Origin of the sequence: Pseudomonas gingeri (assembly GCF_013385635.1) — a bacterium.
GTDB classification, from domain to species: domain Bacteria; phylum Pseudomonadota; class Gammaproteobacteria; order Pseudomonadales; family Pseudomonadaceae; genus Aquipseudomonas; species Aquipseudomonas gingeri_A.
The window spans coordinates 15907-38656 of sequence record NZ_JACAPR010000027.1 but is presented as its reverse complement, the minus strand read 5'-3'; the positions used below and the strand labels follow the sequence as shown (position 1 = coordinate 38656).

General features: G+C 65.4%; 17 protein-coding genes. 10 read left to right on the top strand and 7 right to left on the bottom strand.

The window, feature by feature from the left end; genetic code table 11:
• Positions 1–7: 7 nt before the first annotated feature.
• The 7 genes from HX851_RS28250 to tagH all read right to left on the bottom strand — a co-directional run bounded on the left by HX851_RS28250 (position 8) and on the right by tagH (position 9719).
• The gene (locus HX851_RS28250) at positions 8–736 is read right to left on the bottom strand and encodes a PP2C family protein-serine/threonine phosphatase (RefSeq protein ID WP_177066328.1); all 729 of its coding nucleotides are present in this window, start codon (positions 734–736) and stop codon (positions 8–10) included.
• Positions 737–1390 carry a type VI secretion system-associated protein TagF gene (tagF, locus tag HX851_RS28245; RefSeq protein WP_177066326.1) on the bottom strand — a complete coding sequence of 218 codons (654 nt, stop codon included), beginning with the start codon at positions 1388–1390 and terminating at the stop codon, positions 737–739.
• Positions 1387–4890: a type VI secretion system membrane subunit TssM gene (tssM, locus tag HX851_RS28240; protein WP_177066324.1), complete on the bottom strand. Its 3504-nt coding sequence runs from the start codon at positions 4888–4890 to the stop codon at positions 1387–1389. Before tssM ends, tagF begins: the two co-directional genes overlap by 4 nt.
• Positions 4887–6212 carry a DotU family type VI secretion system protein gene (locus HX851_RS28235; protein WP_177066322.1) on the bottom strand — a complete coding sequence of 442 codons (1326 nt, stop codon included), beginning with the start codon at positions 6210–6212 and terminating at the stop codon, positions 4887–4889. The genes tssM and HX851_RS28235 overlap by 4 nt, the downstream gene beginning before the upstream one ends.
• A gap of 6 nt (positions 6213–6218) precedes the next feature.
• The gene (gene tssK, locus HX851_RS28230; RefSeq protein ID WP_177058368.1) at positions 6219–7553 is read right to left on the bottom strand and encodes a type VI secretion system baseplate subunit TssK; all 1335 of its coding nucleotides are present in this window, start codon (positions 7551–7553) and stop codon (positions 6219–6221) included.
• 15 nt (positions 7554–7568) lie between these two features.
• Positions 7569–8066 (bottom strand): type VI secretion system lipoprotein TssJ, encoded by a 498-nt coding sequence (gene tssJ / locus HX851_RS28225; protein WP_177058369.1) that lies wholly within the window; start codon positions 8064–8066, stop codon positions 7569–7571.
• Positions 8067–8324: 258 nt separating this feature from the next.
• Positions 8325–9719 (bottom strand): type VI secretion system-associated FHA domain protein TagH, encoded by a 1395-nt coding sequence (gene tagH / locus HX851_RS28220; RefSeq protein ID WP_177058370.1) that lies wholly within the window; start codon positions 9717–9719, stop codon positions 8325–8327.
• Between the two features lie 392 nt (positions 9720–10111).
• On the opposite strand from tagH, the gene tssA reads away from it, so the two are divergent.
• From tssA to HX851_RS28170, 10 genes are all read left to right on the top strand, one after another.
• The gene (gene tssA / locus HX851_RS28215; protein ID WP_177066341.1) at positions 10112–11140 is read left to right on the top strand and encodes a type VI secretion system protein TssA; all 1029 of its coding nucleotides are present in this window, start codon (positions 10112–10114) and stop codon (positions 11138–11140) included.
• Positions 11141–11221: 81 nt separating this feature from the next.
• The gene (gene tssB / locus HX851_RS28210; protein ID WP_177058371.1) at positions 11222–11737 is read left to right on the top strand and encodes a type VI secretion system contractile sheath small subunit; all 516 of its coding nucleotides are present in this window, start codon (positions 11222–11224) and stop codon (positions 11735–11737) included.
• Between the two features lie 15 nt (positions 11738–11752).
• Entirely contained in the window at positions 11753–13246 is a 1494-nt protein-coding gene (gene tssC / locus HX851_RS28205) for a type VI secretion system contractile sheath large subunit (RefSeq protein WP_177058372.1), read from the top strand.
• A gap of 211 nt (positions 13247–13457) precedes the next feature.
• Positions 13458–13946, top strand: a complete 489-nt coding sequence (locus HX851_RS28200; protein ID WP_017125578.1) for an Hcp family type VI secretion system effector — start codon at positions 13458–13460, stop codon at positions 13944–13946.
• A 159-nt stretch (positions 13947–14105) separates the two neighbouring features.
• Positions 14106–14630, top strand: a complete 525-nt coding sequence (gene tssE, locus HX851_RS28195; protein ID WP_439899239.1) for a type VI secretion system baseplate subunit TssE — start codon at positions 14106–14108, stop codon at positions 14628–14630.
• Positions 14627–16486 (top strand): type VI secretion system baseplate subunit TssF, encoded by a 1860-nt coding sequence (tssF, locus tag HX851_RS28190; protein ID WP_177066320.1) that lies wholly within the window; start codon positions 14627–14629, stop codon positions 16484–16486. Before tssE ends, tssF begins: the two co-directional genes overlap by 4 nt.
• Positions 16450–17502 carry a type VI secretion system baseplate subunit TssG gene (tssG, locus tag HX851_RS28185; protein ID WP_177058391.1) on the top strand — a complete coding sequence of 351 codons (1053 nt, stop codon included), beginning with the start codon at positions 16450–16452 and terminating at the stop codon, positions 17500–17502. The genes tssF and tssG overlap by 37 nt, the downstream gene beginning before the upstream one ends.
• The gene (gene tssH / locus HX851_RS28180; protein ID WP_177066318.1) at positions 17495–20176 is read left to right on the top strand and encodes a type VI secretion system ATPase TssH; all 2682 of its coding nucleotides are present in this window, start codon (positions 17495–17497) and stop codon (positions 20174–20176) included. Before tssG ends, tssH begins: the two co-directional genes overlap by 8 nt.
• 199 nt (positions 20177–20375) lie before the next feature.
• Entirely contained in the window at positions 20376–22307 is a 1932-nt protein-coding gene (locus HX851_RS28175; protein ID WP_177066316.1) for a type VI secretion system Vgr family protein, read from the top strand.
• Between the two features lie 15 nt (positions 22308–22322).
• Positions 22323–22748, top strand: coding sequence for a DcrB-related protein (locus HX851_RS28170; RefSeq protein ID WP_177058397.1), 426 nt, complete (start codon positions 22323–22325; stop codon positions 22746–22748).
• The last annotated feature ends 2 nt before the right edge of the window (positions 22749–22750 follow it).

Sequence of the window (22750 nt, the reverse complement as noted above, 5' to 3'; positions counted from 1 at the left end):
GGTGTCTTCAGGTGGCTTTGACGACGATCGCCGTAATGTTGTCGGGGGCGCCCCGGGTCAGGCCCAGGTGCACCAGGCTGCGCACCACCTCATAGGGATCCGGGTGGCCGAGCACGTCGCGGATCTCCGCATCCTCGGCGGTCTTGTTCAGACCGTCGCTGCACAGCAGATAGCTGTCGCCGGAGAGCACCTGGAAGTTGCTCGTCGACAGTTCCAGTTGCGCCTCGACGCCAATCGCCCGGGTGACGATATTGGCCCGTGGATGCACCCGCGCCTCGGCCTCGCTGAGCAGGCCGCTGTCCTGCAGGTCCTGGACATAGCTGTGATCGCGGGAAATGCTCTCCAGCTGGCCGTCGCGCAGGCGATACAGGCGGCTGTCACCGGCCCACAGGCAGACCGCGGTATCACCGCGTACCGCCAGCAGGACCACGGTGCTGCCCATCATCGACACGCCACGGTTGACGGTTTCCTCGCGAACCGCCGCGTTGACCTCGGCCAGGCGCGTGCGCAGGGCGTTGCTGTAGATCGCCAGGGAGTCCGATGGCGGAATGCGGCGCAAGGTGTCGACGATCAGGCTGGCGACGTAATCGCCCGCCGCGTGCCCGCCCATGCCGTCAGCGACGGCCCACAGGCCGGCGTCGGGCAGTTCCAGGCAGGCGTCTTCGTTGATCTGGCGCACCATGCCGACATGGCTGTAGCTGGCGGACTGGTAAGTGATTGCAGGCGTGCTGGGCATCTAGTTCGACACTCCGTTGCCCAACAGGAAACTGCCGAAATCGGCAGTCGCCGGCAGCCCCGTACAGCGCATCAGGCCGGCGGCGATCCGCTGCGAACCACGGCCCCACCACAAGCTCGCGCCGACACAGGCCTGCTCGGCCAGGGCCTGGCCGCGGCTCTGCGCATCGAGCGCGGCAAAGCGCTGCAGGCCGGCGAAATCGCAGGTCGGGGTCTTGTTGGCAAACAGCAGACCGCCGAGGTTCTGCACGCCCTGGTCGAAGGCCTCGAAGCCCGCCTCTTCTTCCAGGGTCGCCAGTAACAGCGCCTCGGCCTGTTCGAACCAGTCATCGGCGCCGCCCACCACCATCGCCAGGGCATGCCCGGCATCCAGCGGCTGGGCGATGGTCAGCGGAAAATAGCGGCCGACCCGGTCGATGCTCGGCATCAGCACGCCGGCAATCGCCTCGGGCCCGCAGACCCCCGGCGCCAGCGCAAAGCGCCAGAGCGGACTGACCAGGTACACATTCAACCAGTCGCTACCCAGTTGCTGCTGGCTGGCGAGCAGGCCGGACGCCAGCCAGGCGTCCCATGGCTGCACGAAGCCCGGGGGCAGACCGCGACTGACAAAGTCGCCGCGGCTGGCCAGCTTGCCGTAGAAACCTGCTGTCGTCATAGGCGCTCCGGCAGGCTGAAGCCACTGAGTACACGACTCTTGAACGGGTTGAACGCGCTGTTGGCACGCAACTCGTAGGAGATGCTCGCACCGTCCACGCGCAAGCGCAGGTTGAAGCGATCCGGGGAATTGCCGGCATCCAGGTCCGACTGCTCCAGCAGGCGGAACCAGGCCCACGGACCGTCCAGGGTGATGCCGGAGCGCCCGGTCGCCGACGGCGGCGAAATCGACAGACGAACCACGCCGATGCTACCGGGATTGGGCCACTGCATCGCCACCGGCCGGCTCGGGCCGTGGTCGTAGCTGATCTGCTGGCCATCGAGGTCGAGCAGGAACTGGGTGATCGAGGCGTCCATCGCCACCGGCTTCAACTCGAAGCGCACGATCGGCTGGGTGCCACCGGAACGGAAGAACGCATCGCGAATCGACGCCGCGCGCTGGAAAGTCTGCAGCACGCCCGGGGCGATCCCCAGCTTCTGCGCCGCACCCGGCTGCCAGCGCCAGGTCGCCGCCGAGGTGTCGACATAGGGTTGCAGGTATTTGCGGAAGTAGTTGTCCATCACTCCGCCCACCCCGAAGAACTGGCCGAAGTCATCCAGGGTCGCGTCCCGGGCACTGCCAGAGGCCAGCGGATAACGGCCGCTGAGGGATTGCCGGTAGATGTTCACCACTTCGCTGGTCCAGGCCGCGTTCAACTGGTTGCGCACCCCGCCCATCATGCTGTTGGTGGTGGCGCTGACCACCGACTTGACCAGCCCCTGGACCAACGGCGGCTGGCGCTCGGCGGTCAGGCTGACCCGCGCGGCCGCGGCAGTGGCCTGGTTCTTCGCTTCACCCAGCAGGGCATCGCCACTGGCGCCGACCATGGCGCTGACCTGCACGTACAGTGCATTCATGTCCGCCAGCAGGCCATCGATGGCCGCCGGCTCACCCTCGCCCTTGTTGACCAGGGCATTGAGTTCGGCGAAGTGCGCGCTGACCGGGTCCTCGCTCACCGTCGCCGGCGCCGTGCCGGCCGCCTGTTCCTGGCCGAGCATCGAGCCCAGGCGCTGCTTGATCTGGTCGACACCGCTGTCGACCTTCTTGCCCTGGGCCGCCAGAAGGCGTTCTTCCTGTTGCAGGTCGGTTTCCCTGGCCACCGCCACCAGCAGCTTTTTCAGCGGCGAGGTCGGTCCGGAAATCACCCGCAGGACATCGGCCGCCTGGGCCACGCTGGTGATCGGCACAAAGTCGATATCCGCCAACAGGGCATCCCACTGGCGCAGATAGTCCTGGAAATACAGGCGTCGTACATCCGCCGCCAGGCTGGCGACATTCTGCTGTTCGGCCTGGTCGCGACCCAGTACCCACTGCTCTTCGGCCAACGTCCCGGCCTGGCTCAGGCTGCTCAGCAGGAACGCCTCGCGGTAGCCCTTGGCGGTGAAGAAGCCGCTCAGGGGATCGCCCAGCGGCTTGCCGCTCTTGCGGCTGAACACCAGCGCGGCATCACGGCCGGCGGCTTCGTTCAGGCGAAAGTCCGCCACCCCTTCCGGCAGCTTCTGGCGCTTGACCCGGTCGTAGACCCGTTGCGCCACCGGCAGTTGCTGCAACTGCCGACGCAGGTCGTCGATCAGCCGCTCATCCAGCCGGGCATTCGGCGGACGGCGCTCGAACAACGCCTTGAGATGTTCGCCCAGGGCCAGCCGCTGTTCCGGCGGCAGGTCGCGCGGCAGGCTGCGGTCCCAGTCGAGGGCGATCCAGGCCTTGATGAACTCCGGATCGTAATGTTCGTTGTCAGCCAGCATCAGGTAGGCCTTCAACCCCTCATAGAGGAAGTCCGAGTTGCCGCCGCTGTGCAACTGCTCTTCGATCCGGGTCAGCAGGCGCGGCGCGAACACCGCGATCAGCAGCTTGCGATAGACGCTGGCGGACTCGGCCTCAAGCATATCGCCCTGATACAGCCCCAGGCCCTCGGACCAGCCTGGCGCATCGCCGGCCAGGTGCTTGACCGCATTGAGCAGCGGCAGCACCGCCAGTACGTCGCGTTGCGCCGGGCTGAGGTTCTGCACGCTCTGGCCCAGCGGTGCGACCTTCTGGTCGACCTGGGCGATATAGGCCTGGTTGGCGCGGTAGCTCACCAGCCACAGCGTGCCGACCAGCAGCACCACCGCGACCGTCGCCGCCAGCACGCCACGGGCCAGCCATTTGCGTCGCCGCTCGACCTTGGGATCGACCCCGACCAGCCCGCGTTCGGCGAAGGCCACGGCGGTGAACAGTTTCTCGATGAAATAGCTGCGCCCGGTGCCACTCTGGCGGGCCAGTTGCTGGCGGTCCAGGCTCATGCTCTGGGCCATCGCGCCGATCAGGCGATCGATCGGGCTGCCTTCCTGGGTGCCGCTGGTGAAGTACACGCCGCGCAACAGCGCCCGGTCTTCATAGGCGTTGGGTTTGAACACGCCGTCGAGGAAGCTTTGCAGGCATTCCTTCAGCGCGCCGAACTGCTGCGGGAAACCGTAGATCAGGTCGCGCCGGGCCGGGTCGCGCTCCTGCTGCAGGCGCTCCACCAGGCGCGCATTGAGGCGCTGTTCCAGCGCGGCGAATTCGCTCTTGAAGTACGGCAACGGACCTTCGGCGTTCTTGCCTTCGTCGAGGGCAAAGGTCATGCCCCAGACCTGCGCCCGTTCTTCCTTGCTCAGGGCATCGAAGAACTCCATGAACCCCGGCACCAGATCCAGCTTGGTCAGCATCAGGTAGATCGGGAAACGCACCCCGAGTTGGGTGTACAACTCCTGGATCCGCGCGCGGATCGCGGTGGCATGGGCCGCACGCTCGGCGTCGGTGCTCAGCAGCAGGTCGGACAGGCTGATGGCGATAAAGGCGCCGTCGATGGGCCGGCGCGCACGCTGGGTCTTGAGCAGGTCGAGAAAACCCAGCCAGGCCGCCTTGTCCACCTGGGCATGACTGTCCTGGGTAGTGTAGCGCCCGGCGGTGTCCAGCAGCACTGCCTCGTCGGTGAACCACCAGTCGCAGTTGCGCGTACCGCCGACACCGCGGATCGCCCCGGCGCCGAGTTGCGCGGCCAGGGGGAAGTGCATCCCGGAGTTGACCAGCGCGGTGGTCTTGCCCGAGCCCGGCGGACCGATGATCACATACCACGGCAGCTCGTACAGGTTGCGTCGCTCGTCACCGCCGAGCTTGGCCTTCTTGAGCAGGACCAGCGCTTCGTCCATGCGTTGGCGCAGGGTCGCCAGCTCCTCGGCGGTGGCCACACTGGCGGGGTCCGGCGCGGTTTCCGCGGCCAGGCTCTGCATGACCTTCGCCGCCTGGCGACGGGCCTGGATCAGGCGGAACAGGCGATAGCCGATCCACACCGCGAAAATCAGGATGATCAGCGCCCAGCGCCGCCCTTCCGGCACCAGCACTTCCAGCAGCGGGCCGACGAACCAGATGATCAGGCTCAGGGCGATCAGCCCCAGCAACGGGATCACCCAGCGAATGACAAAACCGAAAAACGCCTTCACTCGACTCCCTCCGCCAAGACTGTGATTTCCACCCGACGATTCTTCGCCCGGCCCTCGGCCGTGGCGTTCGAGGCCAATGGCTCGGTATCGCTGCGCCCTTCGGCGCTGAAACGTTCCGGCTGGCCGGTCTTCGCCGCGAGGATCTGCAGCACCTGCTCGGCCCGCGCCTGGGACAAGGCCCAGTTCGACGGGAAGCGCAGGGTGGCGATCGGGCGGTTGTCGCTGTGGCCGGTGACCCGCACCTGGCCCTTGACCTTGTGGATGGCGTCGGCGATGCGCAGCATCAGCGGCTGGAAGTCATCGACGATGCTGGAGCTGGCCGAAGCAAAGAGTTCGTCGCCGCGAATGGTCACCACCGAGCGATCGACCTTGTCTTCGACGGCGACCTTGCCAGCCTTGATCTCCTCGGCGAGGAACCCCGCCAGGCGCGGCCGCTCCACCCGCTTGGGCTGCACCACCGGACGGTCGATGGTCTGCACCGGGATCTCGCCCAGGGCATGGATATTCCTGAACACCGGCTCGGCGTCGGCGGCCAGTTTCAGGCGCAGGCCGAACAGCAGCGCCAGCAGCAACGCCAGGCCGATGGCGACACCGACCCAGGGCGGCATGAACTGGCTCAGGCGGTCGCGTACCACGCTCAGGCCGCGCCAATGGGGCGACAGCTCGCGCTCGTACTCGCCACGGGCACTGCGGATCGCCGCGCTGGTGCGTTCGCGCAGGGCATCGAGCTGGCTGCGACCGTCGTTCATCACCCGATAACGACCTTCGAAGCCCAGGCAGATGCACAGGTACAGCAGCTCCAGCAGATACAGGCGTTCACGCGGGCTCTGCAGGCAGTGTTCGAGTAGCTGGAACACCTTCTCGCCGCCCCAGGCCTCGTTGTGCACGGTGATCAGCAGGCTCTGCTTGCCCCATTCGCTGGCGCTGCCCCACGGCGTGCTGAGCACCGCTTCATCGAGGGCGGTGCACAGCGCATAGCGCGCCAGCAGCACCTCGTTGCGGGCCACTCCGGCGGCTTCGGCGCGCTCTTCGAACTGACGCAGGTAGGCCAGCAATTGCGCACGCAGGCTTGCCGGCGCCGGGTGGGCGATGGTGTTGCGCAGCCGCGTCAGCAACGCCAGCAGCGGGCCGGCAGCGCTTTCCAGCGGGTTCAGGCCCTCGGATTGACCGATCGGCAGCGGCGCGGCCGGCATCGACAAGGGCGCCACCGGTTCGGCGCGGGCCGCGGCTTGCGGCTCGCGGCCACCGGGGCGCGGCATGAACTGGGTACGGTCGTTGGGGACCGGCGCGGGCTGGCCCAGCGGATCTTCATTGGAGTGCATCGCGGCTTATCCTCGAATGGCCCAGAAGGCCAGGTTCAACCCCGGGAACTCGCCGGCGACATGAAACGCGAAGCCGCCGGAGTGGATCAGTTGCTTCCAGTGTTCGCTGCCGCGATCCAGCTCGTAGTAGGTGGAGCCGGCATGGAACGGGATCTGCCGGGGCGCCACCGGCAACGGCAGCAGGCCGATGCCCGGCAACTGCAGGTTGACCAGGTCGCGGATGTGCTCCACCGAGCCGATCTTGCTTTGCTGGGCAAAACGTCCGCGCAGGGTTTCGCTGGGGATATCGGCACGCACCACGAGGATGAAGCTGGCGTTGTCGATCAGGGTCTTGTCGGCGAGCATCGCCACGTGAATGCCATAGGCCTTCTCGACAATCGGAATAGGCGTGGCCTTGCTGTCGATCAGCATCGACAGGGCTTCGCGCAGCGCCTGCATGACCGGGGCGAAGCTCAGCACCAGGGCATCGTGCTGGTATTGCGGGTATTCGGCAGGACGCCGGCCGCTCTGGGAGAAGGTGGAAAACTCGCCAGCCAGGCTCACCAGCTCGCTGTAGAAACGCTCGGGGTGCAGCGGACTCAACTGGCTCAGGTGATTGACCAGCGGCTCGGCGCGATTGACCAGTTGCAGCAACATGAAGTCGGCGATTTCCGAGGCGCCGCCGGCGCCCGAGGCAACCACCCGCCCGGCCAGGGCTTCGCCGCGCTGGTGCAGCAGGCCCAGCAGCTCACTGCGAAACGCCGTCAACGGCTTGCTGGCAGCCACGTCGAGTACCGGCGGAATATAGCTGTCGTCCGGCACCAGGGCGCGATCAGCGCGTTTTTCCTTGATCCGCACCAGGCCGATGGCCGCGTAGTCACTCAAGCCATCGCCGGCCGTCAGCAGGCGCAACGCACGGGAGCCGACGGCCACCGGCGCGCGGTTCTCGAAGGGGGCGTTGTCGTCACGCACTTCGCGCACCTGGCTGAGGTAGCGCGCGCCGCCGAGTTCCTCGCCTTCGTCGACGGTGTCGCGGGCACCGGCACGCTTGAGCGGCAGCGCGAGGTAGATCACGCCGTCACGCAGGCTGTCCTCGATGCTCAGCGGGCTGGGCGCCACGTCGTCATGGGGAATATTGAACGGCGTGCCGTCCGGCAGCAGGCCCCGGGCGGAAACGATGGCCAGCTTGCCCTGGGCCAGCAGGCCCTGGTCGATCAACAGCTCGGAAAAACCCCAGGCGCCGACGGCCAACGGGCGGCTGCGGGCGTCGATCAGGTTTTCCAGATAACGGTCATGCTGCTGGAAGTGCTGCGTTCCGATGAACATGCCTTCCGACCAGACCACTCGATTGTTCCAGGACATGGCTTCTCCGTTTGCCTAAGGGGCGGTGCGTTCGACGGCGCTGCGCACGGCACGCACATCGAGGCTGATCTGATAGTCGGTGACTTGCCTGGGCGGGACGTTGAGCACGTTGCGCCAGAGCGCCTGGTCGATTTCGCGATAACCCACCACCAGCCCGACCTGGCGGGTCGCGGGGTTGAGCGGGCGCTCGACGCTCAACTGCTCGCCGGGCTGGACCAGCACTTCGTCCTGGTCGATGAGGTCGGCACCGAGGGTGGCCTGAGCCCTTTCGGCCAGGGCGAAATAATCGGCACGGCTGAAGTTGGCGGTGTTCTTCAGCTCGAAAATACGTACGCGCACCGGGGCCGGCGCGCCGTTGGCGCCAGGGTTGAGGCCGGCAATGGCATGGAAATTCAAGACAAGGGTGGCGCTGTCGGCAATCGGGGCGTCGACGGGCGCCGGAGCGGCCGCATCCCTGGCACATGCGCTCAGCAGCAGTGTCGCGGCTGCGGCGAGTAAAACTCGGTGAATCATCCTGCGTCCTCAATGACGTTCTGAACTATCCGTTAAATCCTGTGTTGCAAAAAATCGTTGGTGCTGTGGCGCCGCTACTGGCGTCTTCGCGGGCAAGCCCGCTCCCACAGGTTTTGAGGCGTACACAAAATCTGCGTAAGACCCGGCCATTGTGGGAGCCGGCTTGCCGGCGATGGCGCCCGAAGGTTCACCGCAAGGCTTGCGGGCCCCATCGCTGGCAAGCCAGGCGCCTACCGGTTTCGTCGCATTCTCAAGGCCTTATCCTTTGCGCAACCGCGCACTGTGTTCCTCGTAGGCGCGGCTGAACTCGCGCCCGAACAGGTCCTGGAAATCCTCTTCGGCCTCGCGGGAAATGTTCGTGTACAGCTCGGTGAACTGCTGCCAGTACTGCGCCTGGCGCGAACCGCTGAACAGGTTCGACAGGCCGCCGGGGCGGCTCATGCGGGCCTCCAGCTCGGCCGGTTCGAAGCGCTTGAGCAGGTGCTTGATCGCCGCCTCCACGCCGGCCATGACCGCCAGTTGGTGAGCCCGCAGATCATCGAAACTGTCGCGCACCGCCTGGTCCGGCGCCATGAAGGCCTGGTTGCCATGGCGCAGCAGCAACAGCAGCGCTTCGTCGGCATTCGGGGCGAACTTCAGCGGGTTGTTTTCCACCGGACGGATCATGGTCTGCTGCATGCGGAACTCGCCCTTGAGGCTGCTGCGGGCACGCAGGACGTCGATCAACCCTTCGACCATCAGCCGATAGCTGCGACCGACGGCCTCCATCTGCGCTTCCACCTGGGCGCCGTCGATACGCAACTGGTCGAGACCGGCACCCCGCAGGAAGGCCTGCAGCAGGGCCGCCCGCGACCCGGTCACTGCCGGCGAATCGGCGACCGGAACCACAGGGGCCACCGGCGGCTCGATCACTGCCGCGGGCGGCGCCGGAACCGGTTCGACAATCGCGGGTATCGCCACCGGGGCCGGTGTCGGCGGATTGACCGCCACCTTCGGCGTATCGCCGAGCAGGTCCCAGTCTTGCGGAATCACCCCCGCCGCGGCAGCCGCCACGGGTGCAATCACGGGAACCGGCGGGCTCAGCGGTGTCGGTGGGCGGAAATCATGCTGCTGCGCCGGGACATGATCCGGCTGGGTGGCTGGCGGCACGCTCGTGGGGGTCAGGAAGTCGAACAGATCGGGCAAGGTGTCCATCGCCGAACCGCCCTGGAAGTGCACCGCGGGCGTACTGACCGGCGACGGTATCGGTGCCGGCGCGGCACGCCCCATCAGCGCTTCGAAACTGTTGGAAGCGTCGACGCCGGAAAGCGCGATATCGGCCAGTTGCAGGTTGAAATCGATACGCGCGCGGATCTCGTACTCGCCGATACGGATAACTTCGCCATCTTGCAATGGCTCACTGTTACCTCTACGCAAACGGATACCGGCATTAACCAGTTCCACTCCATTTGTGCTGTTATCGGTCAGATAGTAACGACCATCCTTATATTGAATAACGCAATGTCGTGAAGAAACCAGCCGCTCTGGATCGGGAAGTACCCAGTCATTTTCAGAACTACGGCCAATTGCCATCACTCCCTTGTCCATGGATTTCTCGGGACATTGGCCGGGGGTGATCTTGTGATAACTAGTGATAGTCAAACACAGCGACATTGCGCCTCCTTGCAGTACTTCCACGCGCGGCCAGCCCGCCGCAACGACCTTGCGGCGAGCCCCGTCCGGGCCTTGCAAACCCTGGGGAAAACCCTATTGATTTCAGCCAGTTCGGCGAAACTACCGAATTCTACCCACAATTTTCTTACAATCGTACACGGCTTGACCCATGAGTCGTCAGCCTTGCCGAGTCCGTCACAACGGTAACAAAGGGCAGATAGCTTACCTTGACAAGCCCCAACTACTACACCAAAAATGCACAACTTCTCGTTTATACATGATGGCCACGTGATATCAAGCAGTCTATATCGACGAGAACTATGAGACTTCCTTCCGGGAACTTTCGCAGGAAATAACTGGCACTTTGCCAGTAGATAAGGAGATCGATTTTGCTGGACGTGCCGTTGTTGCTCGCCGCTGTTTGCGCGAACTCGCCCTGCGGCGAGGACCTGGAATATGACGCGCAATTCTTGCAATTGGAGCGCGACGCCCAAGGCAAACCCGAGCGTAGCATGGGCGATTCGGTGCAACCGGCCGAGCCCCCCGCCTGGCGTGCCATCGAGCAGTCGAGCACGGCCCTGCTGCAACGCAGCAAAGACCTGCGCATCACCCATTTCCTGACCCAAAGTGCCCTGGCTCTCGAAGGCTTCGCCGGCCTGAACGATGCCCTGAACCTGATCAACCAACTGCTCCAGCAGTACTGGCTCGAACTCTACCCGCTGCTCGATGCCGATGACGACAATGACCCCACGGTGCGCGTCAATGCGCTCTCGGGCCTGGCCTGCGAGACCAACGTACGCCTGCTGCGCGAAAGCGTGCTGACCCGCTCAAGGGCTTTCGGCACCGTCACCCTGCGCGCGGCGCTGAACGCCAGCGGCCTGCAGAGCTTCGCCGACGAGAGCCTGAACGCCGACGAACTGGGCGGCGCCCTGCGCGACAGCGATCCGCAGCAACTGGCAGCCATGCACCGCATCTTGACCGAGGCCCGCGGCGCCCTCGACGCCATCGAGCGCTTCGTCTCCGAGCAGGTCGGCTCGGCCCAGGGCGTCGACCTGAGCGCCTTGCGCCAGCCGCTCAAGCTCGCCCTGCAGGTGCTCGCCGAATACGCCCCGGGCAGCGCCGGCGAGTCGCAAGCGGACACCACCGCGAGTGCCGCCGAAACCGCCGAACACCCCCCGGTCGACGCCCCTGCAGTCGCGGCCCCACGCGCCACGGGCGAGATCGGCAACCGCGACGAGGTGTTGCGCAGCCTTGATCGGATCCTCGCCTACTACACCCGCCACGAGCCCTCGAGCCCGCTGCCGGTGCTGTTGAACCGGGCGAAGAATCTGGTCCACGCCGACTTTGCGGCAATCGTGCGCAACCTGATTCCCGACGGCATGTCCCAGTTTGAAAACCTGCGGGGCCCCGAGGGCGAATAAGCCCGCACGGAACGCGCAGTTACGTTAACGGCAAACACCGATGACGCCTACACCGTCGCAGCAGCGACCAGGAGCAGCAACGTGGCGAAGCAAAGTTCTCAGAAATTCATCGCGCGCAACCGCGCGCCACGGGTCCAGATCGAGTACGACGTGGAACTCTACGGCGCCGAGAAAAAGGTCCAGCTGCCCTTCGTCATGGGTGTGATGGCCGATCTCGCCGGCAAGCCCGCCGAACCCCTGGCCGCCGTGGCCGACCGCAAATTCCTGGAAATCGACGTCGACAACTTCGACTCGCGCCTCAAGGCCATGCAGCCACGGGTTGCGTTCAACGTGCCGAACGAACTGACAGGCGTTGGCAACCTGAGCCTCGACATCACCTTCGAGAGCCTGGACGACTTCAGCCCCGCCGCCGTGGCGCGCAAGGTCGACTCGCTGAACAAGCTGCTCGAAGCGCGGACCCAGCTGGCCAACCTGCTGACCTACATGGACGGCAAGACCGGCGCCGAGGAAATCATCATGAAGGCCATCAAGGATCCGGCGTTGCTCCAGGCCCTGGCGAGTGCGCCAAAGCCCCAGGACTCCGAGCCCAGCGCTTAATCAGGACGAACGATCATGACCCAGTTGCAGCAAGACAATCAGCCTGTGCAAAGCGGCACCACCGAACCCAGCGAGTTCGCCAGCCTGCTCATGCAGGAGTTCAAACCCAAGACCGAGCGTGCCCGTGAAGCCGTCGAAGGCGCCGTGCGCACCCTCGCCGAGCAGGCCCTGGCACAGACCAGCCTGGTGTCCAACGACGCCATCAAGTCGATCGAGTCGATCATCGCGGCCATCGACGCCAAGCTCACCGCGCAAGTCAACCAGGTGATCCATCACCCCGACTTCCAGCAGCTGGAAAGCGCCTGGCGCGGCCTGCACTACCTGGTCAACAACACCGAAAGCGATGAGCAGCTGAAAATCCGCGTGCTGAACATCTCCAAGCCGGAGCTGCACAAGACCCTGAAGAAATTCAAGGGCACGGCCTGGGACCAGAGCCCGATCTTCAAGAAGATGTACGAAGAGGAATACGGCCAGTTCGGTGGCGAGCCCTACGGCTGCCTGGTGGGCGACTACTACTTCGACCAGTCGCCGCCGGATGTCGAGTTGCTCGGCGAACTGTCCAAGGTCTGTGCGGCGATGCACGCGCCGTTCATTGCCGCCGCCTCGCCGACGGTGATGGGCATGGGCTCGTGGCAGGAACTGTCGAACCCGCGTGACCTGACCAAGATCTTCACCACCCCGGAATACGCCGGCTGGCGTTCCCTGCGCGAATCGGAAGACTCGCGCTACATCGGCCTGACCATGCCGCGTTTCCTCGCGCGCCTGCCGTACGGCGCCAAGACCGATCCGGTGGAAGCCTTCGCCTTCGAAGAAGACACCGACGGCGCCGACAGCAACAAATACACCTGGGCCAACGCGGCCTATGCCATGGCGGTGAACATCAACCGCTCGTTCAAGCACTACGGCTGGTGCTCGCGGATTCGCGGCGTCGAGTCCGGCGGCGAGGTCCAGGACCTGCCGGCCCACACCTTCCCGACCGACGACGGTGGCGTGGACATGAAGTGCCCGACCGAAATCGCGATCTCCGACCGCCGCGAAGCCGAACTGGCGAAGAACGGCTTCATGCCGCTGCTGCACAAGAAGAACACTGATTTCGCGGCGTTCATCGGTGCCCAGTCACTGCAGAAACCGGCCGAATACGACGACCCGGACGCCACCGCCAACGCCAACCTGGCCGCGCGCCTGCCGTATCTGTTCGCCACCTGCCGCTTCGCCCACTACCTCAAGTGCATCGTGCGCGACAAGATCGGCTCCTTCAAGGAGAAGGACGAAATGCAGCGCTGGTTGCAGGACTGGATCCTCAACTACGTCGACGGCGACCCGGCCCACTCCACCGAAACCACCAAGGCCCAGCACCCGCTGGCGGCGGCGGAAGTGGTGGTCGAGGACGTCGAAGGCAACCCGGGTTACTACACCTCGAAGTTCTTCCTGCGTCCGCACTACCAGCTGGAAGGCCTGACGGTTTCGTTGCGCCTGGTATCGAAACTGCCGTCGGCAAAAGGCGCCTGAGAACGCCGTCAACCCTGTAGGAGCTGGCTTGCCGGCGATGGCGCCCACAAGATCGGCACAAATCTCAAGGACCTCATCGCCGGCAAGCCGGCTCCTACAAGGGCATGGCGTCAGTCAAAGGGACCGCGTCATCCGTAACAACAGCGAACCCGCCACCACCCCAGCGGGTCCTGGCTAACAACATCGTGGTGAAGACCACACTGGAGAAAACATGGCTGTTGATATCTTCATCAAGATCGGCGACATCAAGGGCGAGTCCCAGGACAAGGCCCACAAGGACGAGATCGACGTCCTGAACTGGAGCTGGGGCATGTCCCAGTCCGGCAACATGCACATGGGCGGTGGCGGCGGTGCCGGCAAGGTCAATATCCAGGACCTGTCGATCACCAAGTACGTCGACAAATCGTCGCCGAACCTGATGATGCATTGCGCCAGCGGCAAGCACGTCGACAAGGTCACCCTGGTGGTGCGCAAGGCCGGCGGCGAAAGCCAGGTCGAGTACATGAAGATCGACCTGGAAGAAGTGCTGATCACCTCCCTGAGCACCGGCGGTTCGGGCAGCGATGATCGCCTGACCGAAAACGTCACCCTGAACTTCGCCCAGGTGATGGTCGAGTACCAGGAACAGAAAGCCGACGGTTCCAAGCAGGGCGGTCCGGTCAAGTTCGGCTGGAACATCCGTTCGAACACCAAGCGCTGATCCCCGCGCCCCCGACGCCAGGCGTCGGGGGCGTCCGGCGTTACCTCCGAATTCGATTCACTCCCGGTGCCCGAGCATGGCCAAGCCTTCGTTTCCCGATCCGCGCTGCTGCCATCCCGGAGCGGCCCGCCCCCATGACGGGATGAGCGACGTTGCGCCATGAGTAGCCTGCCCAGCGACTTCGCCCTGCGCGAACGCCTGCAACCGTCGCTGCTCGACCGGTTGACCGACGACGAACCCGGCCATCAGCAGGAAGGCACGGACAAACGCGTATTGTCCCTGAGCCAGCTCAAGGCCTCGGTGCTGCGTGACCTGACCTGGCTGCTCAATACCACCTCGCTGCTCGACGCCGATGCCACCGTGCATACCCCGGCGGGTACCTCGGTGATCAACTACGGCCTGCCGGCCCTGGCCGGCTACAGCGCTTCGAGTATCGATATCCCGGCGCTGGAAAGCCTGATCCACAAGGCCATCGTCACCTTCGAGCCGCGTATCCTCGCCAGCACCTTGCGGGTCCGCGCCCAGGTCGCCTATGGCGAGATGAACCACAACGCCCTCAGCTTCGAGATCGAGGGCGATCTCTGGGCGCTGCCGGCGTCCCTGCCACTGTTGCTGCGCACCGACCTCGACCTGGAGTCCGGCCATGTGCGCGTGGTCCCGGCCGAGCAACGGAGACGTTCATGAACCCGCGCCTGCTCGACCTCTACAACCAGGAACTGCAACACGTGCGCGAAAGCGCCGCCGAGTTCGCCAAGGAATACCCGAAGATCGCCGGACGCCTGACGCTGTCCGGGATCGACTGCGCCGACCCCTATGTCGAGCGCCTGCTGGAGGGTTTCGCCTACCTCACCGCACGCGTGCAGCTCAAGCTCGACGCCGAGTACCCGACCTTCACCCACAACCTGCTGGAAATCGCCTACCCGCACTACCTGGCGCCGACCCCGTCGATGACCGTGGTGCAACTGCAGGCCGACCCCGACGAAGGCTCGCTGGCCGGCGGTTTCACCCTGCCCCGCGACAGCGTGCTGCGCGCCACCCTGGGCAAGGACACCCAGACCTCCTGCGAATACCGCAGCGCCCACGCCGTGACCTTGTGGCCGCTGCAGGTCAGCCAGGCCGAGTACTTCGGCAACCCCTCGGCAGTGCTCGGGCGCCTGGCCGCCAGCGAACCGAAAGCCAAGGCCGGCCTGCGCCTGACCCTGCGCACCGGCGCCGAGCTGCCGTTCAACCAGCTCGACCTCGACAGCCTGCCGCTGTATCTCAATGGCGCCGATGAACAGCCGTTCCGGCTCTACGAGCAACTGCTGGGCAATGCCTGCGCGGTCTTCGCCCGTGCCCCCGGCGGCGACTGGGTCGAACGCCTGCCAACCGACGCCCTGCGCGCCTGCGGTTTCGACGACCGCGAAGCGGCGATGCCGGTGGTGGCCCAGGCCTTCCAGGGCTATCGGTTGCTGCAGGAATACTTCGCCCTGCCCCAGCGCTACCTGTTCGTCGAGTTCGCCGGGCTGGGTCGCGCGGTGAAACGCTGCGCCGGCCAGGAACTGGAACTGATCGTGCTGTTCGAGCGCTTCGACCAGAGCCTGGAAGGCAGCGTCGGCAGCGCGCAATTCGTGCCCTTCTGTACCCCGGCGATCAACCTGTTCCCGCGCCGCGTGGATCGCATCCATCTGTCCGAGCGGGTCAACGAGCACCATGTGATCGCCGACCGTACCCGGCCGATGGACTTCGAAATCCACTCGCTGACCGGCGTCACCGGCCACGGCACCGGGCCCGACCAGCCGTTCCTGCCGTTCTATGCCGTGCGCGACCCGTCTCGCTACGGCCGCGACCAGGCCTACTACACCCTGCGCCGCGAACCGCGGGTGCTGTCCAGCGAGCAACGACGCAAGGGCACCCGCTCGACCTATATCGGTAGCGAGACCTTCCTCAGCCTGGTGGACAGCCAGCAGGCACCGTACCGCCACGACCTGCGCCAGCTGGGCGTCAGCGCCCTGTGCACCAACCGCGACCTGCCGCTGTTCATGAACGTCGGCTCCGGCAAGAGCGACTTCACCCTGGCCGACAGCGCCCCGGTGTCGGCGGTGCGCTGCCTGGCCGGGCCGAGCCGGCCGCGGGCCAGCCATGCCCATGACAACAAGGCCTGGCGCCTGATCAGCCAGCTGTCGCTGAACTACCTGTCGCTCAGCGAGCAGGGCCAGGGCGCCGCCGCCCTGCGCGAACTGCTGCGCCTGTACGGCGACAGCAACGACGCCGCCCTGCACTTGCAGATCGAGGGCCTGCGCGAGGTCAGCAGCAAGGCCTGCACCCGGCGCCTGCCCATGCCCGGGCCGATCGTCTTCGGTCGCGGGCTGGAGATCACCCTGGAATTTGACGAGAACGCGTTTCGCGGCACCGGGGTGTTTCTCCTCGGCGCGGTGTTCGAACGTTTCCTGGCACGCTACGTGTCGATCAACAGTTTTACCGAGACGGTGATCCGTACCACCGAACGCGGCGAGATCATGCGATGGAAAGCCAAGCCCGGACGCCGTCCGACCCTGTGAGCACGCTCACGGCGATGCAATCCGAGCCCTGGGAATACGATTTCTTCCAGGCGCTGCGGCGTATCGAGTGCGAATCGCCGCACCTGCCGCGCTTCGGCCATTCGCTGCGCCTGGCGGACGATCCGTTGCGCCTCGGCCAGCAGCTCGACTGTGCCTTCGCCCCGGCAACACTGGCGTCGATGTCGCCAGCCACCGAGACCACGCCGGCGCGCCTGGAGCAGTTCTTCTTCGGCCTCGGCGGTCCCAACGGCCCGCTGCCGCTGCACCTCACCGAATACATGCGCGAGCGCCAGCGCAATAACGCCGACAGCACCAGCAAGCGCTTTCTCGATGTCTTCCATCACCGCCTGCTGAGCCTGTTCTACCGGGCCTGGGCCGAGGCGCGGCCGACCGTCAGCCATGACCGCCCGGACGACGACTACTGGTCCGCGCGCCTCGCCGCCCTGAGCGGCCGGGGCATGCCCAGCCTGCTCAAGCAGGGCTTGATCCCGGACACCGCCAAGCTGCACTTCAGCGGCCACCTGGCCGCGCAGACCCGCTACCCGGACGGCCTGAAGGCGATCCTCGGCGAGTATTTCGGCCTGCCGGTGGAAATCGAGGAATACGTCGGCCAGTGGCTGGAACTGCCGGAACGCAGTCGGGTCGGTGTCAGTGCCCACCAGCTGGGCGTGGACTTCTGCCTCGGGCGCCACGTCTGGGATCGCCAGCACAAATTCCGGATCCGCTTCGGCCCGCTGAAGCTCGATGAATACATGGGCCTGCTGCCCGACGGCGAGCCCTTCCGCCATCTGGTGGCCTGGGTCGCCGAATACCTGGGACACGAGCTGGACTGGGACCTGAACCTGGTCCTCGAACAGCCCGAAGTCCCCAGGCTGCAACTCAACGGCCGGTTCCGCCTGGGCTTCAACACCTGGGTCGGCCAACCCCGAGACGATGCCAGGGACCTGATCCTGGCCCGGCATTACGCCGAACACGCCACACCAGCCCACCACTCAAGGAGCACAGAGCATGGGTGAAATCAGTCGCGCCGCGCTGTTCGGCAAACTCAACAGTGTCGCCTACAAAGCCATCGAGGCCGCCACGGTGTTCTGCAAGCTGCGGGGCAACCCCTATGTGGAACTCACCCACTGGTTCCATCAGTTGCTGCAATTGCAGGACTCGGACCTGCACCGACTGGTGCGCCAGTTCAACCTCGAACCGGCACGCCTGGCACGCGACCTGACCGAGGCGCTGGACCGCCTGCCCCGTGGCTCGACGTCGATCACCGACCTGTCGTCCCATGTCGAGGAAGCCGTGGAGCGCGGCTGGGTCTACGGCAGCCTGATGTTCGGCGAGAGCCAGGTGCGTACCGGCTATCTGGTGCTCGGCATCCTCAAGACCCCGAGCCTGCGCCATGCTCTGCTGGGATTGTCGACGGAGTTCGACAAGATCAAGGCCGAGGCCCTCAGCGAGCGTTTCGACGAATACGTCGGCGACTCGCCGGAAAACCACCTGGCCGCCAGCGACGGCTTCAATGCCGGCGCCGTGCCGGGCGAAGCCAGTGGTGCCATGGCCCCGAGCGCCATGGGCAAGCAGGAAGCCCTCAAGCGTTTCACCGTCGACCTGACCGAGCAGGCCCGCAGCGGCAAGCTCGACCCGATCGTCGGCCGTGACGAAGAGATCCGCCAACTGGTGGACATCCTCATGCGCCGCCGCCAGAACAACCCGATCCTCACGGGCGAGGCCGGGGTCGGCAAGACCGCCGTGGTCGAGGGCTTCGCCCTGCGCATCGTCGCCGGCGACGTGCCACCGGCCTTGAAGGATGTCGAACTGCGCAGCCTCGATGTCGGCCTGTTGCAGGCCGGCGCGAGCATGAAGGGTGAGTTCGAACAGCGCCTGCGCCAGGTCATCGAGGACGTCCAGGCCTCGCCCAAGCCGATCATCCTGTTTATCGACGAAGCCCACACCCTGGTCGGTGCCGGTGGCGCCGCCGGCACCGGCGACGCGGCCAACCTGCTCAAGCCCGCCCTGGCCCGCGGCACCCTGCGTACCGTGGCCGCCACCACCTGGGCCGAGTACAAGAAGCACATCGAGAAAGACCCGGCCCTGACCCGCCGCTTCCAGGTGGTGCAGGTCGCCGAGCCGTCGGAGGACAAGGCCCTGCTGATGATGCGTGGCGTCGCCTCGACCATGGAAAAACACCACCAGGTGCAGATCCTCGACGAAGCGCTGGAGGCGTCGGTCAAGCTGTCCCATCGCTACATCCCGGCGCGGCAGTTGCCGGACAAGTCCGTCAGCCTGCTGGACACCGCCTGCGCCCGCGTCGCCATCAGCCTGCATGCGGTACCCGCGGAAGTCGATGACAGCCGGCGGCGCATCGAAGCGCTGGAAACCGAGTTGCAGATCATTGCCCGCGAACATGCCATCGGCATCGATACCGGGGCCCGCCAGAGCGACAGCGAGACCTTGCTGGGCAACGAGCGCGAGCGCCTGGCCGCATTGGAAAGCCGCTGGGCCGAAGAGAAAGGCCTGGTGGACGAACTGCTCGCCACCCGTGCCGAACTGCGCGCAAGCGTCGGCGTGGTCGACAGCGAGGCCGGCAGCGAACAGGCCCATGCGCTGCGGGAAAAACTGATCGACCTGCAACAGCGCCTCAGCGCCCTGCAAGGCGAAACCCCGCTGATCCTGCCGACCGTGGACTACCAGGCAGTGGCCTCGGTGGTGGCCGACTGGACCGGCATTCCGGTGGGCCGCATGGCCCGCAACGAACTGGAAACCGTGCTCAACCTCGACCAGCACCTGCAAAAACGCATCATCGGCCAGGACCATGCCCTGCGGATGATCGCCAAGCGTATCCAGACCTCCCGTGCCGGCCTCGACAACCCGAGCAAGCCGATCGGCGTATTCATGCTCGCCGGCACCTCCGGCGTGGGCAAGACCGAAACCGCCCTGGCCCTGGCCGAAGCCATGTACGGCGGCGAGCAGAACGTCATCACCATCAACATGAGCGAGTTCCAGGAAGCCCACACCGTCTCGACCCTGAAGGGTGCCCCGCCCGGCTATATCGGCTATGGCGAAGGCGGCGTGCTGACCGAAGCGGTGCGGCGCAAACCCTACAGCGTGGTGCTGCTGGACGAGGTGGAAAAAGCCCACCCGGACGTGCACGAGATCTTCTTCCAGGTCTTCGACAAGGGCGTGATGGAAGACGGTGAAGGCCGGGTGATCGACTTCAAGAACACCCTGATCCTGCTCACCACCAACGCCGGCACCGAACTGATCTCGCACCTGTGCAAGGACGCCGGCAACGTGCCCGACCCGGAAGAGATCGCCAAGGCGCTGCGCCAGCCGTTGCTGGAGATCTTCCCGCCAGCGCTGCTCGGGCGCCTGGTGACCATTCCGTACTACCCGCTCAGCGACAGCATGCTCAAGGCGATCACCCGCTTGCAACTGGGCCGCATCAAGAAGCGCGTGGAGAGCACCCACAAGGTCGCCTTCGACTTCGACGACGCGGTGATCGACCTGATCGTCTCGCGTTGCACCGAGACCGAAAGCGGCGGGCGGATGATCGATACCATCCTGACCAACAGCCTGCTGCCGGACATGAGCCGCGAATTCCTCACGCGCATGCTCGAAGGCAAGCCGCTGGCGGGCGTGCGGATCAGCGAGCGGGATAACGAACTGCATTACCAGTTCAGCGACGCAGTTGTCTGAACCGAGAGCAAATGTTGGTGAATAAACCTGTGGCGAGCGGGCTTGCCCGCGCTGGGGTGCAGAGCGCCCCTGAAACCGGCGATTGCGGTGTATCAGGTAGACCGAGATAACCGATTTTGCGACTGCTTCGCAGTCGAGCACGGGCAAGCCCGCTCGCCACAGAGGCCAGACCGAACCACACAGAATCCAGAGATAGCCCATGCAATTCACCCAAGCCACCCGCCTGGCCCAGATCAACAGCCCGCTCGGGCCGGATGTCCTGTTACTCAAGGACTTCGGCGGCGGCGAGGAGCTGGGGCGGCTGTTCGACTACGAATTGCACCTGACTTCCAACGACGGCGCCATCGACCTGAACCAGTTGCTGGGCAAACCCATGAGCCTGTCGCTGCAGGTCCAGGGCGGCCAGCGGCACTTCCACGGCATCGTCGCGCGGTGCAGCCAGAACGTCAGTCAGGGCCAGTTCGCCAGCTACTCGGTGACCCTGCGGCCCTGGCTCTGGTTGCTGACCCGCACCTCCGACTGCCGGATCTTCCAGCACCAGAGCATCCCGCAGATCATCAAGCAAGTGTTCCGCGACCTCGGTTTCTCCGACTTCGAAGACGTTCTCAGCCAGCCCTACCGCGAGTGGGAATACTGCGTGCAGTACCGCGAGAGCAGCTTCGATTTCGTCAGTCGGCTGATGGAACAGGAGGGCATCTACTACTACTTCCGCCACGAAAAGGACCGCCACGTACTGGTCCTGGCCGACGCCTATGGCGCGCACCACCCGGCGCCGGGCTACGAGTCGCTGCCCTACTATCCGCCGGATGGCCAGCACCGCGAGCGCGACCACCTCAACGGCTGGCACCTGGCCCAGGAAGTCCAGCCCGGTTCGCTGGAACTCAACGACTATGACTTCCAGCGCCCCAGCGCGCGGATCGACGTGCGCTCGGCCATGCCGCGCCCGCACAGCGCCGGCGACTATCCGCTCTACGATTACCCCGGCACCTATGTGCAGAGCCAGGACGGCGAGCATTACGCGCGCACCCGCATCGAAGCCATCCAGAGCCTGCATGAGCGCGTCGAACTCAACGGCAATGCCCGTGGCGTCGGTGCCGGGCACCTGTTCAGCCTGACCGGCTTCGGCCGCCAGGACCAGAACCGCGAATACCTGATCGTCGGCGCCCGCTACTACATCGCCCAGGAGAACCTGGAGTCCGGCGCCACCGCGGCCGGCGCACAGTTCGAAAGCAGCCTGAGCTGCATCGACGCGCAACAGAGCTTCCGTCCGCTGGCGCACACCACGCGGCCCATCGTCAAGGGCCCGCAGACCGCCGTGGTGGTCGGACCCGCCGGCGAAGAAATCTGGACCGACCAGTTCGGTCGGGTCAAGGTGCACTTCCACTGGGACCGTCACGACCAGTCCAACGAAAACAGCTCCTGCTGGATCCGCGTGTCGCAGGCCTGGGCCGGCAAGAACTGGGGCTCGATGCAGATTCCGCGGATCGGCCAGGAAGTCATCGTCAGCTTCCTCGAGGGCGATCCGGACCGGCCGATCATCACCGGCCGGGTCTACAACGCCGAACAGACGGTGCCCTACGACCTGCCCGCCGCCGCGACCCAGAGCGGCATGAAAAGCCGTTCGAGCAAGGGCGGCACGCCGGCGAACTTCAACGAAATCCGCATGGAGGACAAGAAAGGCGCCGAGCAGTTGTATATCCATGCCGAGCGCAACCAGGACATCGTGGTCGAGGTCGATGAAAGCCATTCGGTGGGCCATGACCGCAACAAGAGCATCGGCCACAACGAAACCGTGCTGATCGGCAACAACCGGGTGCGCATCGTCAAGCAGCAGGACGTGTTGGCGGTGGGCCAGAGCAAGACCGACAGCATCAGCCAGAGCTACCTGATCGAGGTCGGCGAAAACCTGCGCCTGGTCTGCGGTGCCAGCGTGCTGGAGCTCAATGCCAGTGGCCAGATCAACCTCTGCGGCGTGCAGATCAGCTTCCATGCCAGCGGCGACGCGCAGTTCAACACCGGCGGCGTCCTGCACCTCAACAATGGCAAGGGCCCCGACGCCGCGCCCGAAGGCGACGGCATGAAAGGCACGATCGACGCCAAGGTGTCGTCCGCTTTCCCTCCCCCCAAATAACGAGCCTGGCCTGTCATGACCTACCGACTCAACGAACTGCAGTTCCAGTTGCCCGAAAGCGAATTGCTGGACGCCTCGATCAATATCCTCAAGTTCCCGGAACTGGGCACATCCCTGATCGTCAGCCGCAGTGTGCTGGCCGAGGGCGAGGACCTGCGCAGCAATTTCGACAGCCAACTCAAGCGCCTGGAACAACAGGTCCAGGAACTGCGCTACCAGCCGCGCCAGGATGTGCGGCTGGGGGCGGACCAGTCCATCGACGCCATCGAATTGCGCAGCCAGTTCAGCAAGGGCACGGAGAAAGTCTTCCAGTTCCAGCTGGCGTTCGTGCCACCGGGCAGCCGCAAGATGATCGCCCTCAGCTACGTCAAGGCCCAACCCATGGGCGATGCCGAAGCCGCGCACTGGGCGACGCTCAAGCACAGCCTGACGCTGACCTGACG